The organism is Micromonospora auratinigra (assembly GCF_900089595.1).
Lineage (GTDB): Bacteria > Actinomycetota > Actinomycetes > Mycobacteriales > Micromonosporaceae > Micromonospora > Micromonospora auratinigra.
In genome coordinates this window covers 3273191-3289216 of record NZ_LT594323.1, presented here as the reverse complement: position 1 = coordinate 3289216, position 16026 = coordinate 3273191, and the positions used below count along the sequence as shown (strand labels likewise).

The 16026-nt window shown below is 73.4% G+C and carries 16 protein-coding genes; 2 read left to right on the top strand and 14 right to left on the bottom strand.

What is annotated here, in order from left to right:
• Nucleotides 1–35: 35 nt before the first annotated feature.
• From GA0070611_RS14420 to GA0070611_RS14390, 7 genes are all read right to left on the bottom strand, one after another.
• Complete coding sequence (locus GA0070611_RS14420; protein ID WP_091664257.1) at nucleotides 36–710, bottom strand: DUF4166 domain-containing protein; 675 nt, start codon at nucleotides 708–710, stop codon at nucleotides 36–38.
• A complete protein-coding gene (locus GA0070611_RS14415; protein WP_091664252.1) occupies nucleotides 707–1411 on the bottom strand; it encodes an SRPBCC family protein in 705 nt (234 codons plus the stop codon). Before GA0070611_RS14415 ends, GA0070611_RS14420 begins: the two co-directional genes overlap by 4 nt.
• Before the next feature lie 74 nt (nucleotides 1412–1485).
• A complete protein-coding gene (locus GA0070611_RS14410) occupies nucleotides 1486–1878 on the bottom strand; it encodes a VOC family protein (RefSeq protein ID WP_091664249.1) in 393 nt (130 codons plus the stop codon).
• 16 nt (nucleotides 1879–1894) lie between these two features.
• Nucleotides 1895–3130 carry an RNA polymerase sigma factor gene (locus GA0070611_RS14405; RefSeq protein ID WP_091672919.1) on the bottom strand — a complete coding sequence of 412 codons (1236 nt, stop codon included), beginning with the start codon at nucleotides 3128–3130 and terminating at the stop codon, nucleotides 1895–1897.
• A 10-nt stretch (nucleotides 3131–3140) separates the two neighbouring features.
• Complete coding sequence (locus GA0070611_RS14400) at nucleotides 3141–3485, bottom strand: YciI family protein (protein ID WP_091664245.1); 345 nt, start codon at nucleotides 3483–3485, stop codon at nucleotides 3141–3143.
• Between the two features lie 105 nt (nucleotides 3486–3590).
• Complete coding sequence (gene lipB / locus GA0070611_RS14395) at nucleotides 3591–4232, bottom strand: lipoyl(octanoyl) transferase LipB (protein ID WP_091664241.1); 642 nt, start codon at nucleotides 4230–4232, stop codon at nucleotides 3591–3593.
• Nucleotides 4233–4555: 323 nt separating this feature from the next.
• Nucleotides 4556–6385 (bottom strand): DUF2079 domain-containing protein, encoded by a 1830-nt coding sequence (locus GA0070611_RS14390; RefSeq protein ID WP_091664238.1) that lies wholly within the window; start codon nucleotides 6383–6385, stop codon nucleotides 4556–4558.
• Nucleotides 6386–6558: 173 nt separating this feature from the next.
• Between GA0070611_RS14390 and GA0070611_RS14385 the strand changes: the two genes are divergently transcribed.
• A complete protein-coding gene (locus GA0070611_RS14385) occupies nucleotides 6559–7785 on the top strand; it encodes an extracellular catalytic domain type 1 short-chain-length polyhydroxyalkanoate depolymerase (protein ID WP_091672916.1) in 1227 nt (408 codons plus the stop codon).
• A 19-nt stretch (nucleotides 7786–7804) separates the two neighbouring features.
• Here GA0070611_RS14385 and GA0070611_RS14380 read toward each other — a convergent pair whose 3' ends face one another.
• The 4 genes from GA0070611_RS14380 to GA0070611_RS14365 all read right to left on the bottom strand — a co-directional run bounded on the left by GA0070611_RS14380 (nucleotide 7805) and on the right by GA0070611_RS14365 (nucleotide 12044).
• Nucleotides 7805–8704, bottom strand: a complete 900-nt coding sequence (locus tag GA0070611_RS14380; RefSeq protein WP_091664233.1) for a TIGR01777 family oxidoreductase — start codon at nucleotides 8702–8704, stop codon at nucleotides 7805–7807.
• A 99-nt stretch (nucleotides 8705–8803) separates the two neighbouring features.
• Nucleotides 8804–9454: a hypothetical protein gene (locus GA0070611_RS14375; protein ID WP_197675931.1), complete on the bottom strand. Its 651-nt coding sequence runs from the start codon at nucleotides 9452–9454 to the stop codon at nucleotides 8804–8806.
• Nucleotides 9451–10878, bottom strand: a complete 1428-nt coding sequence (locus GA0070611_RS14370) for an AAA family ATPase (protein WP_091664228.1) — start codon at nucleotides 10876–10878, stop codon at nucleotides 9451–9453. The genes GA0070611_RS14375 and GA0070611_RS14370 overlap by 4 nt, the downstream gene beginning before the upstream one ends.
• Nucleotides 10879–11033: 155 nt before the next feature.
• Nucleotides 11034–12044 (bottom strand): aldo/keto reductase, encoded by a 1011-nt coding sequence (locus tag GA0070611_RS14365; protein ID WP_091664225.1) that lies wholly within the window; start codon nucleotides 12042–12044, stop codon nucleotides 11034–11036.
• A gap of 53 nt (nucleotides 12045–12097) precedes the next feature.
• On the opposite strand from GA0070611_RS14365, the gene GA0070611_RS14360 reads away from it, so the two are divergent.
• Nucleotides 12098–12472, top strand: a complete 375-nt coding sequence (locus GA0070611_RS14360) for a MerR family transcriptional regulator (protein WP_091664222.1) — start codon at nucleotides 12098–12100, stop codon at nucleotides 12470–12472.
• Nucleotides 12473–12512: 40 nt separating this feature from the next.
• Here GA0070611_RS14360 and GA0070611_RS14355 read toward each other — a convergent pair whose 3' ends face one another.
• The 3 genes from GA0070611_RS14355 to GA0070611_RS14345 form a co-directional block, all read right to left on the bottom strand.
• Nucleotides 12513–13436 (bottom strand): LLM class flavin-dependent oxidoreductase, encoded by a 924-nt coding sequence (locus GA0070611_RS14355; protein WP_091664216.1) that lies wholly within the window; start codon nucleotides 13434–13436, stop codon nucleotides 12513–12515.
• A 122-nt stretch (nucleotides 13437–13558) separates the two neighbouring features.
• Nucleotides 13559–14449 (bottom strand): oxidoreductase, encoded by an 891-nt coding sequence (locus tag GA0070611_RS14350; protein ID WP_091672911.1) that lies wholly within the window; start codon nucleotides 14447–14449, stop codon nucleotides 13559–13561.
• Nucleotides 14450–14621: 172 nt separating this feature from the next.
• Nucleotides 14622–15953 (bottom strand): low temperature requirement protein A, encoded by a 1332-nt coding sequence (locus GA0070611_RS14345; protein WP_091664213.1) that lies wholly within the window; start codon nucleotides 15951–15953, stop codon nucleotides 14622–14624.
• Nucleotides 15954–16026: the final 73 nt, after the last annotated feature.

The following is a 16026-nucleotide window of genomic DNA, read 5'->3' as shown; positions in this document are numbered from 1 at the left end:
GGCGCGGGTGAATTCGCCCGTGCCCCCGGCGCCGGTCAGTCGCGGGGGTTCTCCCGCAGCGGTCGGACCGCGGCCGGTACCGGCACGCGCCCGGCCGGGACGTGGTCGACCGTGAAGCTGCCCGAGTAGCCGAAGAGCGGGCCGAGGTGACGGTTGACCACCCGGACGTCGATGCGGAACCGCTCGGTGCGCTCGTCGTACCACTCGCGCAGGCGGGCCTCACCGGTGAGCGCGGCCGGGCAGCGGAGCCCGCCCCGGAACCGTTGGGTCCCGCTGCGCACAGTGAGCGCGCCGGCGTCGTCGACCGCGAGGCGCAGGTCGACGGCGAGGTGCTGGTGGGTGCCGAGATAGTCGACCAGCACGCCGCGGCGGGGGCTCCACACCATCGTGGCGTCGAAGCGCCGCCGCCGGTGCGGCGCGACGTCGAAGGTGCGCACGAAGGTCAGCGTCGGCCGGCCGTACGAGTCGGGGTAGGCCCAGTTCTCGATGGTGAACGGCACGTCGGTGCCGGTCTCCGGGAAGAGCACGTGCCGCAGGGTGCCCAGCCGCAGGAACGGCGTGGTGAAGGCCCGGCCGCGCCAGATCCGGTCCATCACGCCGGTGCCCACGCAGCCCGCGTCGGTGTCCCCGTCCACGGCGAAGCGGCGGCGCAGGGCGGGGTGGAGCCGGTCGAAGTCGGCGCCGAGGGCGTGCTGGAAGACGGAGGTCACAGTTGCTCCAGGAGGGATGGTGGGCGGGCGGCGAGCCGGTCGGGTGGCCGGCGCCGGCAGCGCCGGGCCGCGGGGGTGTGCGGGTGCGGGGGCAGCGCCAGCGCCACCGCGGTCCCGGCGAGGACGGCGAGCGCCGTGCCGGCCGGGCCGGCCGGTAGGGCCAGCGCCGCGAGCCCGCCGACCGCCAGCGCGCGCAGCGCGACCTCGCGCGCCGCGTTGGCCCGGGCCCGTTCCGGGGGTACGCCCCGCTCCAGCCAGAGCCGTAGCCGGTCGAAGGACCAGGCGGTCGCCCAGCCGAAGGCGGGGCCGAAGAGCCGGTCCGCGAGCCGGCCCGCCCGGCCCCAGCGCGGGACGTAGCGGTACCCGGTGAGGAACCGCACGCCGTCCGGCCCGGGCAGGTAGCGCCAGTAGCCCGAGCCGGTGGCGATCAGCGAGCGCGGGTCGTCGGAGCCGAAGCGCAGGGCCGAGGTGCGGGACCCGTCGGGCCGGGCGTGCTCACCCGCGTGCCACCCGTGCCCGCCGACCCGGACGCCGGGCAGCACGGTGGTCTCGTACCGGAACCGGGCGGGTGAGCTGCCCGGTACCGGATCGATGCGGCCGAACCGGGCGTCCCACCGGCGGTGCGACCCGGGATCCTGGGTCGCCGCCCAGATCCGCTCCACGGGCGCGTGGATCAGCGTCTCCACGTAGACGACCGCCACCGCCGACCCCCGTTCTTGAGCGACTGCTCAAGTCAAAGGATAGCCATGTTTGAGCAACTGCTCAAGAGGGTGGGTCAGGCCGGGCCGAGCAGGTCCCAGGGGTTGCCGGCGAGGTCGCGGAAGACCGCGACCCGGCCGTACGGCTCGGTGCGCGGCGGCTTCACGAACTCGACCTTCGCCTCGACCATCCGCCGGTAGGTGGCGTCGAAGTCGTCCACCTGGAGGAAGAAGCCGACCCGGCCGTGGGTCTGGTCGCCCACCGCCGCCTGCTGCCGCTCCCCGTCGGCCCGGGCCAGCAGCAGCCCGGTGCCGCCGCCCGGCGGACGGACCACCACCCAGCGCTTCGGCCGGCCGTCGTTGGTCAGGGACGGCGTGTCCTCGGTCAGCGCGAAGCCGAGCACCTCGGTGAAGAAGGCGATCGCCGGGTCGTACTCGGCGACGACGAGGGTGACGAGATCGATCCGCACCGGCCGAGGGTACGCCTCAGCCGATCAGCTCGTCCCGGCGTCGGCGCAGGTGGTCGGCCTGCGGCGCGCTCAGGTCCAGGGCCAGCGCCCGGTCGTACGCGTCGACCGCCTCGGTCGGCCGGTCCAGCCGACGCAGCAGCTCGGCCCGGGTCGCGTGCCACCACGGGTAGCCGGCCAGCCCGTCGATCGCGTCGACCAGGGCCAGCCCGGCGGCCGGACCGTCCCGCTCCGCCACCGCCGCCGCCCGGTTCAACCGGACCGGCGGTGTGTCGTGCACGGTGAGCAGCACGTCGTACCAGGACACGATCGCGTCCCACGGGGTCCGGTCCCCGCTCGGGGCGAGCGCGTGGCAGGCGGCGATCGCGGCCTGCACCACGTACCGGTCGGGGTGGTCCGGGGTGCGGCGCAGCGCCCGGCCGACCAGCTCGACCCCCTCGACGATCGCGCCCCGGTCCCAGTGGGAGCGGTCCTGGTCGGCCAGCAGGACCAGCCGCCCGTCCGGACCGGTCCGGGCCGCGCGCCGGGAGTGCTGGAGCAGCAGCAGCGCCAGCAGCCCCAGCGCGGTCGGCTCGTCCGGCATCAGCTCGGCCAGCAGCCGGGCCAGCCGCAGCGCCTCGTCGGCCAGGCCCAGCCGGACCAGGTCCGCCCCGCCGCCCGCCGCGTAGCCCTCGTTGAAGATCAGGTAGATGGTGCCGGCGACGGCGGTCAACCGGCCGGGCAGTTCCTCGGCGGCCGGCACCCGGTACGGGATCCGGGCCTGGGTGATCTTCTGCTTGGCCCGGGTGAGCCGCTTGGCCAGCGTCGCCTCCGGAACCAGCAGCGCGCGGGCCACCTCGGCGGTGCTCAGCCCGCCGAGGGTGCGCAGCGCCAGCGCCACCCGCGCGTCCAGCGCCAGCGTCGGGTGACAGCAGGTGAAGACCAGGCGCAGCAGGTCGTCGCGGACCGTCTCCGGCGGCTCGGGCGTGGGATCGAGCAGGGACACCGCCGCCGCCTCCTTGCCGACCCGGTTGGCCTCCCGGCGGATCAGGTCCACCGCCCGCCGCCGGGCCACCACCAGCAACCAGCCGCGCGGATTGTCCGGTACGCCGTCGCGCGGCCAGGTCTCCAGCGCGCGGACCACCGCGTCCTGGGTGGCGTCCTCGGCGAGGTCGACGCTGCCGGTGACGCGGATCAGCGTGGCGAGGATCCGGCCGCGCTCCTCGCGGACGAGCCGGGTCACCGCCGCCGACGCGTCCGCGTCACCGGTCAGCACCGACGGCACCTCAGAACTGGATGACCGGTCGGACCTCGACCGCGCCGGCCCAGGCCGCCGGGATGGTCGCGGCGACCCGGACCGCCTCGTCCAGGTCCGCGCACTCCAGCAGGTAGAAGCCGGTCAGCGCCTCCTTGGTCTCGGCGTACGGGCCGTCGGTGGTGAGCACCTCGCCGCCCTTGCCGCCGGAGACCCGGACGGTCGTCGCCGTGGCGGTCGGGTAGAGCGCGTTGCCGCCCCGGATCACCGCCGCCGCGGCCGCTCCGAACTCGTTGTACTCCTTCATCTCCGCGGCGTACTCCGGCCGGGTCCAGTCGACGTCGGCGGCGTAGATCAGCGCGGCGTACAAGGGCATGGTTGCCTCCGGTGAGGTCGGTGGCCGGCCCGGTGGCCGGCGTCTCACCATAGGGACGATCGGCGTGAACCGTCCCGGGACACCACGGGAGGAAAAACTTCCGCCTCAGGCCGCGACGATCGTGGCGAGGTGCCGCTCGACCACCGGCAGCACGTCGGCGACGGTGACCGGGCGGCCCAGCTCGGCGGTGAGCGAGGTGACCCCGGCGTCCCGGATGCCGCACGGCACGATCCGGTCGAAGTACGTCAGGTCGCAGTCGCAGTTGATCGAGAAGCCGTGCAGCGTCACGCCCCGGGCCACCCGGATGCCGATGGCGGCCACCTTGCGGGCCGGGCCCCGGTCGTCCTCGGGCACCCAGACGCCGCTGCGCCCCTCGACCCGGCCGGCGGTCAGCCCGAACTCGGCGCAGACGTCGATCAGCATCTGCTCCACCCGGCGGACGTAGGCGACCACGTCGACCGGGTCGGGCAGGGTGACGATCGGGTAGCCGACGAGCTGCCCCGGCCCGTGCCAGGTGATCTTGCCGCCGCGATCGACGTCGACCACCGGGGTGCCGTCCATCGGGCGGTCCCACGGCTCGGTGCGCTTGCCGGCGGTGTAGACGCTGGGGTGCTCCAGCAGCAGCACGGTGTCGCCCTGCCCGCCGGCCACCACGGCCTCGTGCAGCCGGCGCTGCTCGTCCCACGCGGCCTGGTAGTCGAGCACACCGGCCCGTACGGCCGCCAATCCGGAAGTAGTCGCACTCACGCCACCAGCGTAGACCCGCAGCGGTGCCCTACCTGGGGTGAGCCTCGTCGCCCAGGGAGCCGGCCCGGGGCGGATGGCCAGGTTCTGTTCAGGCGGTCGTGACCACCGGGTCGGGGGGCGCGGGCCGGCGCCGGCAGCGCCCACGGAAGACGAGGGCGCCGCCGAGCAGGGGCACCGCCAGCAGCAGACCGAACAGCCAGTACGGCGCGGCCCAGGGCGACGGGCGCGGCTCGGCCCGCCCGTACGCCGCCCGGGTCAGCAGCTGGCCGGGGATCTCGATCCCGGTGGACGCGGTCGGGGCGGTCCCGAGAAGGGGTCGACGGTCACCAGCCGCCGGGGGGCCGGGTCCAGAGCCAGACGTCGTCGACCCGGCGCGGCTCGCCGAGCAGCGCGGTGGCGGTGCGGCGCACGGTCTCCTCGTCGACGTCGTACTTTGCCCCGTCCACCGTGTCGGTGAGCACCACCGCCTCGACACCCCAGTAGCGCAGGTCGGCGCGGGCCAACCGGATGGTGCCGTCGGTGACGATCGGCATCACGCCGTACCGGGCGGCCTGGTCCATCAGGGTGTCGAAGGTGCGCGGCACCGGCCCGATCCGGCCCCGGCCGTCCGGCCCGCCCGGGCCGAGGAAGAAGCCGGCCGGCAGGCGGAACTCACCCTGCCGGTGGGCCAGCGCGTACGCCTGCCAGCGCTGCCCGTCCGGGTAGACGTCGACGGTCAGCGGCAGCGGGGTGAGCACCCCGCCGGGGGAGACGTAGCGCTGCCAGGCGCCGCTGGTGACGAAGGTCGGGATCGGCTCGCGGGCGCGGGTCAGCAGCGGGGTGGGCAGCAGCGGCAGCAGCGCGACGGCGAAGCCGACCGCCCAGGCCCAGCCGGCCGCGCGGTGCCGGGGCGGCCGGGCCCGCAGTCGGTCCACCGCGTACGCCAGCAGCAGGCCGAACACCGGCGCGACGGCCAGCGCCAGCCGCGACGGCAGCGCCGCGTTGACCACCGGCAGGTTGTCCAGCACCCCGAACGGCAGCAGCTGGTCGGTCCGGCTGCCGTTCCACTTCGCCTTCGGCCCCCAGGAGAGCACCGCGAAGACCACGGCGACGGTGCCCAGCGCGGCCAGCGTGGCCCGGAACGCCCGGTCGGCCCGGGTCCAGCAGTACCCGAAGCAGGCGACGGCGAGCAGCAGCAGCGGGAGGCCGAAGAAGGAGTTCTCCTCGGTCGGGTTGGGTGCCAGCGAGGTGCCCCACCCGGCCCAGCCGGCCAGCGACCGGCGCGGGTACGAGCCGTACGCGGCGATGTCCTCGGAGTGGATGAGCGGGTCGAAGCCGGTCCCGTGGAAGCGCTGCGGTCCGGCGAAGTGCAGCCACAGCGGGTACGCCAGCAGCACCCCGGCGACCAGGGCGGTCACCCCGAGCCCGCGCAGGAAGCTCGGCAGCGCGGCGCGGGCCTCGGCGCGGCGGGCCGGGTGCAGCGACCGGACCGCCAGGAACAGGGCGAGCGCCAGCGCGGTGAAGAAGAGCCCCTCGGCGGCGATGGAGAAGGCGACCGCGACCAGCAGCCCGAGCGTGACGCCGCCGGAGACCGCGCTCCCCGGGCGGCGCAGCCGGAACACGCCCCAGATCAGCAGCGGCACCAGCCAGCCGGCGGTCCAGTTCAGGTGCGCGTTGGCGTGCGAGACCATCGCCGGGCAGTAGGCGATGAAGAGGGCTCCCGTCGCGGCGGCCAGCCGGCTGCCGACCAGGTGCCGGCTGAGCAGCCAGTACCAGGCCACCGCGGTGGCGGCCAGGTTGAGGGTGAGGATCACCAGGAAGGTCGCCGGCGGTCCGATCAGGTACGTGAGCGGGGCGAAGACCACCGCGTACACGGTGATCGAGGTGTTGACCGCGAGGTTCACCCCGTCCGGGACGTTGAGCAGGTGGGTGAAGAGCGGGTTCTCCCCGTGGGTGACCGCGTGCCCGCCGAAGGCCAGCAGCCACTCGAAGAGCGCCTGGTCGCTGGAGTTGACGGTGATCGCCCGACCGTTCGGGTCCACCCACATGCCGCTGGTCACCCAGGCGGCCAGGACCACCGCGGCGAGCACCAGCAGGAGGTCGGCGCGCCGGTCCCGGGCGGGACCGGTGGACGCGGGGGAGGGCCCGGTGGCCAGGGACGGGGAGGTCGGCACGGAGCGGACGTTACCAACCGGAACTGGACACGCCGGTCAGACACGGAACCCCGATCGCACACTTCGGCGTTCGTGAATGTGTGAGCGGCCGCCATTCCGGCTGCCGGAAACGCGGACGTAACGTCGCGGCAACCTTAGTGACCCAGTTCACACTCTGCCGTCGGGAGGCCGCCGTGCGCCGCTCCTCATCCCTTCTCACCCGGCTCGCCGGGGCGGCGGCCGGCGTCGTGCTGGCCGCCGCTGCCGTGCTCACCGCCGCCCTGCCCGCCCAGGCCGCGACCCTCACCCAGGTCACCGGCTTCGGCTCCAACCCGGGCAACCTCGCCATGTACGCGTACCGGCCGGACGGCCTGCCGGCGGGCGCGCCCGCCGTGGTGCTGCTGCACGGCTGCACCCAGAACGCCACCGGCTACTTCACCAACTCGGGCTGGCAGAAGTACGCCGACCTGTGGAAGTTCGCGCTGATCGTGCCGCAGCAGGCCAGCGGCAACAACGCCAACTCCTGCTTCAACTGGTTCGAGACCGGCGACACCGCGCGCGGCCAGGGCGAGGCCCTGTCGATCAAGCAGATGGTCGACTACGCGAAGAGCGCCTACGGCGTGGACAGCGGCCGGATCTACGTCAGCGGGCTCTCCGCCGGCGCCGCGATGAGCGCCGTCATGCTCGCCACCTACCCGGACGTCTTCGCCGCCGGCTCCGTCATCGCCGGCCTGCCGTACCGCTGCGCCACCAGCACGACCAGCGCCTACTCCTGCATGAACCCGGGCGTGGACAAGACCCCGGCGCAGTGGGGCGACCTGGTCCGCAACGCCTACCCCGGCTACGCCGGCGCGCGGCCCCGGGTGGCGATCTGGCACGGCACCTCGGACACCACCGTCGCGCCGCTGAACGCCGCCGAGTCGCGCGACCAGTGGACCAACGTGCTCGGCGTCTCGCAGACCCCGACCAGCACCGCGTCGCTGCCCGCCGGCACCGGCCTGGAGGTGTACGGCAACGACCAGGTCCGGCTCTACCGGGTCACCGGGATGGGCCACGGCACCCCGGTCGATCCCGGCTCCGCCACCGACCAGTGCGGCAACACCGCCGCGTACTTCCTCGACACCATCTGCTCGACGTACCGGGACGCGCTCTTCTTCGGCCTCGACGGCGGCGCGTCGCCCGGCCCGAGCCCGACGGCGACCGCGTCGCCCACCGCCTCGCCCACCCCGTCGCCGTCGCCGACCGCCGCGCCGGTCTGCGTCACCGCCAGCAACTACGCCCACGTGGTCGCGGGGCGCGCCTACCAGTCCGGCGGCTACGCCTACGCGCTCGGCTCCAACCAGCGGATGGGCCTCTACAACACCTTCTACACGACCACCCTCAAGCAGACCGGCCCGAGTTACTGGGTGATCGGCTGCTGACCCCGCCCCGCCGCCGCCCTCACTCGGTGAGGGCGGCGTGCAGCGCGCCCGGCAGGTCCGGGTGGGTCCACCGGAAACCGGCCCGGTCGAGCACGGCCGGCAGCACCCGGGTGCTGGTCAGCGCCTCGTGCGCGAAGCCACCCAGGACGACCTTCAGGGCCGGCGCCGGGATCGGCATGATCGCCGGCCGGTGCAGCTGCCGGGCCAGCTCCCGGGTGAACTCGGCGTTGGTGACCGGGGCCGGACCGACCAGGTTGACCGGGCCGGCCAGCTCGTCCCGGGTCAGCAGGAACGTGGCGGCGTCGAGCCAGTCCCGCATCGAGATCCAGGGCAGCCACTGCCGCCCGTTGCCGAGCTTGCCGCCGACGCCCAGCCGGAACGGCAGCAACTGCGGCTTCAGCAGACCGCCGTCGCGGTGCAGTGGCAGCCCGGTGCGCAGCCGCAGCACGCGTACTCCGGCGTCCTCGGCCGGTCGGGTCGCGGCCTCCCAGACCCGGCAGACGTCCGCCAGGAACCCCTCGCCGGCCGGCGCGTCCTCCTCCACCGCCCGGTCGCCGGTGTTGCCGTACCAGCCGACGGCGGAGGAGTTGAGCAGCACGCCCGGCCGGTCGGCCTCGGGCAGCCCGGCGATGGTGATCGCCAGGGTGGTGGTGCTGTCCACCCGGCTGGACCGGATCAGCTTCTTGTACTCGTCGTTCCAGCGCTTGTCGCCCACCCCGGCGCCGGCCAGGTTGACCACCGCGTCGGCCTCGGCGACCACCGCCGGATCGAGCTGGGCGGCGGACGGGTTCCACCGCCGCTCGTCGGCGCTGCGGGGGGTGCGGCGGACCAGGCGGGTGACCTGGTGTCCGTCGGCGGTGAGCCGGTCGACCAGTCGGGTGCCGAGGAAGCCGGACACACCGGCCATGAGGATCCGCATGCCCCTATCTTCGGGCACGGCGGCCGACTTGGATGCGCGGAGCGGCATCACTCACTCCGCACGCCGGTCTTACACGGCGCGCGGCATCGCCTCAGCCGCCTAGTCCCGGTACGGCTCCCACCCGGCGACGATGTGGTCGACCTCGTCGAGCAATCGCTTCCAGCTCTGGAGCGTGGAGACCGGTCCGGAAGGATCGAGCAACTCCAACAGCTGACGCCGGTGCTGATTGAAGCGGTTGCGGACGGCGTCCCCGCGGCGACCCGTTTCTCCTGAGGCGGTCAGCAGACACGTGCGGAGGACATTCTTCGGATCAGCCAGTGATTCCACCTCATGTCTCTTCGGCAGAGTGAGGTTCATGCGACCCTTCGGATTGCCAGCTACCAGCCGGATGGCAGCCTCATCCAGTAGGAGCCAAGCCTCCGTCATGCGTACCGGGATCACGGGAATCAGCGCGCTCGGTACCTTCAGGGACGAGACAGCCGTGACGATTTCCTGCCGACGGGCAGCATGCCCGGCATTGTCGGCATCCCGGTGCACCACGATCAGGTCAGCGGGTTCCCCGGCCAGTCGCAGCCCGGCCGACACCCGGGAGCCCACGTCCTTGGCAACTCGGCCGAGGAGGCTGAAGTCCGGTTGGCTCAGTCGGACGTCAACTCCGCGCTGGAGAAACAACGACTCGATGAGCTCGGCAAGAGGTGCGTCGGAGCTGCCCTCCGCCACGAAAAGGCCGGAGTAGGAACGCTGAGTCATCCCACCATGTCCAGCGGCAGTCGTAGCTGGGCTCCAGGCGGCGCTGCCAGATAGGCCACGACGTCCGCCTCCGAGAAGCTTGGCTGGCCTGGAGTCGTCCGCCAGGAACCACGGTAGGGCAACAACTTCAGCGCTCGGGTGATGCTGCCGTCAGGCGCCCGGCTCGGGCGGACGTCCGCCAGTAAGAGGTCCGAGGGATCGCAAAGGGCGACCACTCCTGGGGAATGCGTATTCACAATGACCTGGCGGAAGGGGTTTGTGTCTCCCGGAGCGACGCTGGAGTCAACGGCCAGATCTTGGACGAGCTGCACCATGGCCGGCAAATTGGCGGGGTGGATGCCATTCTCCGGCTCTTCCATGCAGATCAGACCAGTGAACCCAGGGTCTTCTAGCAGTACACACAGGGCCAGGAAGCGGAGTGTGCCCTCCGAAAGCGCCCGGGCGGGCAGTCGGAGGTTGCTCTTCTCGTGCAGGAAGAGCGTGAACACCTCACGGACCTGGTCGAGTTCTACGGTGAGTCCCCTCACGCCCAGCCCTATGAGGTCGGAGAGGCGGCCAGCGACGCGTGCGTAGACGGCGGCGGGGTCGGCTTCCTGCTGGCCCTCGGTCGGCTCGTTCGCGATGCGATAGAGCGTGGCGGCCAGATGACGACCGTCGGCAGCGAGGGAGCGCGGGTCAGCGAAACCATCAGGGGTACGTAGGGCGGAGGGCTCGAGAGCAAGCCGTCGCCAGCTCTGCATCTCTCGACGGGCCGCCAAGATTGTCGGGTAGTCGTTGGTGGTAACTGTACTGAGAACGGTTCGGCCGGCTCGGGCCGCGGCTCGCGGCTGTGGCTTGCCCCGGCTTCCGCCATCGCCGTGCACATTGATGACCGTGCCCGTGTCTCGATCTTCGGTTGACAAGAATGGCCCGCCGCGCCGCTCGCCGCGCACGACGTCACTGCGGAAGCGTGCTGCGCTGTGGCGGAAACGAAGATGTTGTCCAGCCTCGCCACGCCGAATGTGCCGCAGTTCCTCACCGAGCAGGCTCAACCGACCGATGCTGCCCTCCCGTTTCGGGGCCTCGAAACCGAGGACCACCTCGTAGCGGAGGAAGGTCGTCGTGGCATCGGCCGCCGCCCCTAGGTCATCCTCCACCTCCGCGGGAACGATCATCTCTGCGGCGAGTTTGATTTGATGCTCGTGATCCCGATACCCGTCCCAGAAGAGGTCGCGAGGGTCACCGCCGCGCATGCCGGATGCGCCGCGGACACGTTGTGAGGCCTCGACCAGGCTGTCGCTGGCGAGATACGACATGAATTCGATGGCGTCGAAGATGTTTGACTTCCCGACGCCGTTCGCGCCGGCGATACAGGTGAAGGGGCCGAAATCGACCGCGATGTCGAGCAGGTTCTTGAACCCCTGCACCTCGAGCCGTGTCAGCATGGCCTGAGCCTAGCCGCTGACGTACCCGCCACCCGTTCCACCTCAGCGGTGGCGCGGCGGTGCTCAGGATTAAGTTCCGGTGGTGGATGCTCGTAGTCGGTGCTGTGCTCGTTCTTCTGCCTCGGCCTGTGGTGATGGCAGCGCATCCGCGTGGGTCAGGCGCTCGCCGGGGTGCCGCGCAGCTCGGCGAGGAGCCGCTCCACCTCGGCGAAGGCCGCCTCGGGCAGCGGCCCGTACGCCAGGGTGCCCAGGTTCTCCTCCGCCTGCGCGACCGTGCGGCAGCCGGGGATGGGCAGGGTGCGCGGGCTGCGGGCGAGCAGCCAGCCCAGCGCGCCCTGGGCGAGGGTGCGGCCGTCGGCGGTCAGCGCGTCGCGTACCCGGGCGACCCGGTCGGCCCACTCGGCGCGCGGGACGCCGTCGGCGAACCAGGGCAGCCACTCCGGGGCGACCCCGCGCACGTCGTCGCCGCCCCGCGCGGCCGGTGCGCCCTGGTACTTCGCGGTGAGCAGCCCCATCGCCAGCGGCCCCCGGTTCAGGCTGGCCAGGTCGTACTCGTCGCAGACCGCCAGCATCTCCGCGTTGTCCCGCAGCACCGACTGGTCGTGCTGCACGGCGACGCAGTGCGGCCCGGCGGCCGCGAACGCCCGCGCCGACGCCGGATCGTCGGTGCTCCAGCCGTACGCCCGGATGGTGCCCTCGGTGACCAGCTCCTCCAGGGTGCCGATCAGGTCCAGTGCCTGCGGCACCGGCAACCCGTTGAGGTGCAGCTGGTACAGGTCGACGTGGTCGGTGCCCAGCCGGCGCAGCGAGTCCTGCAGGCTGCGCCGCGCGTACGCCGGACTGGCGTCCTCGCCGGTGGCCTGCCGGCTGGCCTCGTCGGTCCGGTGGCCGAACTTGGTGGCGATCACCGCCCGGTCGCGGCGTCCGGCGAGGGCCCGGCCGAGCACCCGCTCGCTGTGCCCGGCGCCGTAGTTGCCCGAGGTGTCGAAGAGGGTCGCGCCGAGGTCGAGCGCCCGGTGCACGGTCCGGATCGACTCGTCGTCGTCCACCTCGCCCCAGCCGAGCGGCTGCGCACCGGCCCAGAGCGGCCCGCCGATCGCCCAGCAGCCCATGCCGATGGCGCTGACCTCGATGCCGCTGCGACCCAGTCGTCGTGTCGTCGTCATGGGTCCACTGTTCAACCTGGAGCGCGCTCCAGGTCAAGGGCTACCCTGCGCGGGTGAGATTCTCCCCGTCGGAGGCGGCCCGGCGCAGCGGCTTCAGCCTCGACACGCTGCGGTACTACGAGAAGATCGGCCTGCTCAGCGGGGTGGACCGGACGTCCGGCGGGCGTCGCGTCTTCACCGACGACGACCTGGGCTGGCTGGCGATCCTGCGCTGCCTGCGCGACACCGGCATGCCGATCGCCGAGATGTGCCGCTACGCCGAGCTGGCCCGCGCGGGTGAGCACACCGCCGGGCAGCGTCAGGAGCTGCTGGAACGGCACGCCGGACGGGTCGAGGAGCAGATGGACCTGCTGCGCCGCCAGTACGAGCACCTGCGCGAGAAGATCCGCTGGTACGAGACGGTCGCCGGCGCCGTCCCGACCCGCTAGCGGCGGCGGGCCGGGGATCGGATCCGGGACAGCGCGATGGTCACCCCTGCAGACCGAACCGGGACAGCAGCGGCGTCAACGGGGTCACCGCGTCGGCGCGTACCACGAAACGGGTGACGCCCCAGCGGCGCCGGTGCCCGGCGACCGCCGCGACGATCTCGTCGGCGGTGCCGATCAGCACGAACGGGGTGGCGAGCAGTTCGGCGACGGTGAGCCCGGTGTCGGCGGCGATCGCCGCGGCGGCGGCCTCCGCGTCGTCGGTGACGGCGACGTGCTGGACCAGGGCCTCCAGCGCCGGCGGGGTGGTGCGCCCGGTCGCTCCGGCGGCCACCTGGTCGAGCTGCGCCTCGAGCTGGTCGGCCCGCCACCGGACGTCGTGCGCGTGCCCGTCCGGCAGGGTACGCCCGAACCCGGTCAGCCCCACCACGTCGGCGTGCGCGCCCGCCCACCGCAGCAGGGTCGAGTTGGCCGTCCCCAGGGTGAACGGGACGCGGGCCTGGACCGGCCGCAGCCCGGTGAGGCGGGCGCCCCGCGCCACCAGCTCCGGGGTGTCCACGGTGACCTCCTCGCCGGCCAGCAGCGCGCGCACCGCCCCGGCGACGGCGAGGCAGCGGCGGACCCGGCCGGCCACGTCGGGGCGGTCCCGCCCCACGGCCCGCCACTCGGCCGGGGTGTGGCCGGCGCCGAGGCCGAGCCGGGCCCGACCCCCGGAGACCACGTCCAGGGTGGCCACGTCGGTGGCGAGCAGGATCGGCTCCCGGACGCCGGCGTGCGAGACGTACGAGCCCAGGCCGAGGGTCGAGGTGACCGCCGCGGCGGCGGCCAGCGCCACGAACGGCGACGCGCCGTGGCCGGGATGGTCCGAGGCCAGCAGCGCGTCGAAGCCTGCCGCCTCGACGGTCCGGGCCAGCCCGGTCCAACTCGTCGCGTCGGTCGGTCGGGCCTGCACGGAGAAGATCGCCATCGGCCGAGCATGGCCGGCCCGGCGGGTGCGGGCCACCCCGCACCCGCCGATTCTGCCGACGGGCGAATCGGTGAGGAAGGGTCCCTTCACCCGCACCAGGCGTTGCGAGGGGACCCTTCCTGTCACCCGGTGCGGTGCACGGCCGCCAGCCGGGTGAGGTCCTCGTCGGTCAGCCGCAGGGCGGCGGCGGCCACGTTCTGCACCAGGTGGTCCGGGTTGCCGGTGCCGGGGATGGCCAGCACGTTCGGCCCCTGGTGCAGGGTCCAGGCGAGCCGGACCTGGGCCGGCGTGACGCCGTGCGCGGCGGCGACGGCGCGTACCTCGTCGGGTTCCGCGCCGCTCGCGCCGGCCTCCCGGCCGCTGGTGGCGAGGGAGAAGAACGGCACGAACGCGGTGCCGTGCGCCGCGCAGTCGCGCAGCAGCGCGTCGTTGCTCGTGCGGTAGCCCAGCCCGTACGAGTTCGACACCGCGACCACCGGGGCGATGCCGCGTGCCTCGTCGACCTGGTGCGGCCGGACCGCCGAGACGCCGAGGTGCCGGATCAGCCCCGCCGTGCGCAGCTCGGCCAGCGCGCCGAAGTGCTCGGCGAGCGAACCGGCGTCGTACACCCGCAGGTAGACCACGTCGAGGTGGTCCCGGCCGAGCTGGCGCAGGTTCTCCTGCACCTGGCCGCGCAGCTGGTCCGGCCGGGCCATCGGCAGCCATTCGCCGGACGGGTCCTTGCCCGGCCCGACCTTCGCGACGATCACCAGGTCGTCCGGGTACGGCGACAGCGCCCGGTTGATCAACTCGTTGGCCGAGCGCAGCGGCGAGAAGTAGAACGCGGCCGTGTCGATGTGGTTGACGCCCAGCTCGACCGCGCGGCGCAGTACGGTGACCGCCCGGTCCCGGTCGCTCGGGTTGCCGGCCGCGTCGCCGGTCAGCCGCATCGCGCCGAAGCCGAGCCGGTTGACGGTCAGGTCGCCGAGCTGCCAGGTGCCCGCCGCGGCGGCGTCGACGGTGTCGGTGGTCATGATCTTTCCGTCCCCCTCGGATCTGCGGGTCGCGCCGGTCGGTCGGCCGGCGCGACGCCGCGTGGTGTCCCGCCGGGCGGTCACCGGCGTGGTGCGGCCCGGTCGGAACGGGGGACGCTACGGGATCCGATGACCGTGCGCTGCCCCGTCCGGCGCGGACCGGCCGGACCGCTCACTCGCCCTCGTCGCGTTCCTCGGGTTCGTGCCAGCGCGCCCGCCAGGCCGCCTCGTGCGCCTCGTGGCTGGCCCGCTCCTCGAAGACCAGCCCGCGCAGCGCCCGCCGGCCCTCGTCGAAGATCACCACCTCGGCGACGACCAGGCCGACGCAGATCGCGGTCAGCAGGGCCAGCGCGGCCAGCGCGGGCAGGTGCGAGGCCACCGGGATGCTCACCGCCAGCAGCAGCACCGCGCCCACCCGGGTCCAGCTCAGTGTGCGCAGGGTGCGTAGCTGGAACAGCATGTTGCCGCACAGATAGCAGATCACGCCGCCGAAGAGCAGCGGCACGCCCGGGCCGTGGGGTGGCAGGTGCTCGGGCATCGACGGATCGGCGATCTGGTGCACGATGGTCTCCGCGCCCAGCGCGAAGAGGATGATCCCGGCGATCATCGGCAGGTAGAGGTAGGCGTACGCGTCGCGGGCCATCGCCACCCGGGGGCCGTCCTTCGCCGTGTGCAGGGCGATCCGGGCGGCCGGGCCGATCATGTCGTAGTGCACCCACCAGAGCGCGGCGGTGAAGAAGATGCCGAGCGTCGCCGCCGCCACCGCCGGCACCGTGGGCGGCTGGCCGAGCAGGTTGCTGCCCACGCCGACCGAGATGACCGACTCGCCGAGCGCGATGATCAGGATCAGGTCGTACCGCTCGGTCCAGTGCTCGGCGGACGCCACCCCCCAACCCCAGGTGCCGGCGATCATGCCGGTCGAGTACTGGAGCACCACCACGGCGGCCCACAGCCCGTCGCGGACCAGCGACGCCGAGGCGAGGCCGTCGAGCTGCGGCGGGACCAGCGCGGCCACCCCCAGCAGCAGGGTGCTGCCGATCACCTCCGGCGCGAACCGCATCAGCTGCCGGCGCTCGTTCGGGCTGTCCCGGACGGCGTGCAGGTAGAGCAGCAGGTGCACCATCCGGAGCACGGTGTAGCTCACCGCCGCGACGATCGGCCCGGCGGCGTTGCCGCGCGGGTCCCGGAACGCGTTGGGCAGGGAGAGGGCGAAGCAGAACAGTGCCGCCATGCCGAGCGTCATCAGCACCGGCACGAAGCCCTCGCCGAGCCGCACCCGGGTGGCCACCACGCTGTGCACCACCCAGGACCACCAGAGCACCGCGAGGACCAGCAGGGCGTGCAGCAGCGCGCCGCCGGTGATCTGGAGCGCGGTGGCCCGGGTGATGATGAAGAAGGAGAAGACGAAGACCAGGTCGAAGAAGACCTCGAAGCGGTCCACCCGGGCCCCCGGGGCCACCGGCACCGCCGGGCCGAGCCGCCCCCGCCACCGGTACCCGCCCACCTGCCGAGTCTGACAGCGCACCGGCCGGCGCGAGCCGAAACCGCCCGGCCGGCCGGAACGACGAAGGGGCGCG